Consider the following 903-nt stretch of genomic DNA (forward strand, 5'->3'; position numbering starts at 1 on the left):
CGCTCTCGGCCGCCAGCAGGCGCGGGCGCTGCGGCACCGGCGTGGGCGGCGTGGCGCCGCGCGCGACCATCTCCCGCAGCCGCGCGGGGGCCTCGGCGATCAGGCGGGGGATGTCCGTGGCCTCGGGCATGTTGCGCCAGTACTTCTTCGGCATCTCGGCGCGCATCGCCGCGGGCTTGAGCCGCGCGGGATTGAAGATGGCGGCGAAGTAGGCGCGCCAGAGATCCTCCGCCCCGTCTTCCGCCGGGACGTCGCGGCGATGGCCGCCGGGGCCGAAGGCGAGGTCCTCCCCGTCCCAATGGATGCTCCGCCGCGGCGTAACGATGGAAAAGCGCAGCGCGGCGAAGCGCCGGACGAAGAAGCCGGCCTCGGCCTCCTCGATGTGATGCTCGGGCTCGAACCAGGCGACGAAGCGCGGCCCGTCCGGCTGCGCCACTTCGCGGAAGCGCAGGAAGGCGTGCATCTTGTGCGCGTCCCGCCGCACGGACTTCGCCATGCCCTCGGCCCGCAGCACATCGGGGTCGGTCGGGATGCGCAGCAATTCCGGCTCCCCATGCGTGATGCGCCAGAGCAGCCGGTACAGCAGCGCAAAGCGCGCCGCCTCGCGGTGGCGGATGACGACCGCTGCGAGGTCGACGAAGGCGCGCGGCACGCGCGCGGTGGAAGGCGCGTGCTCGGGCGGGGTTTCGCCGAACAGCGCGGCGTCGTCGCCGGCCACGCGCCAGTCGATCTGTTCGGGTGGGAGGCCGGCCGCGAGCATGCGCCGCGCGGCCAGGCGCCAGGCCTCGAGGTCGGCGGGGGCGGGGAGGAGGATGGCGTAGATCGTGGACATGGGCAGGTCGGGGGGGGGGGGGGGGGGGGGGGGGGGGGGGGGGGGGGCGGGGGGGGGGGGGGGGGGACGGC

1 protein-coding gene is annotated in these 903 nt (G+C 75.5%); it reads right to left on the bottom strand.

Annotation, left to right across the window (positions count from 1 at the left end):
• The coding region (locus HW577_RS25720) for a TIGR03915 family putative DNA repair protein (protein ID WP_232475251.1) at positions 1-832 on the bottom strand (832 nt) is incomplete at its 3' end.
• Between the last annotated feature and the right edge of the window lie 71 nt (positions 833-903).

Source organism: Neoroseomonas rubea (assembly GCF_016106015.1).
In the GTDB taxonomy this organism is placed as follows: Bacteria; Pseudomonadota; Alphaproteobacteria; order Acetobacterales; family Acetobacteraceae; genus Neoroseomonas; species Neoroseomonas rubea.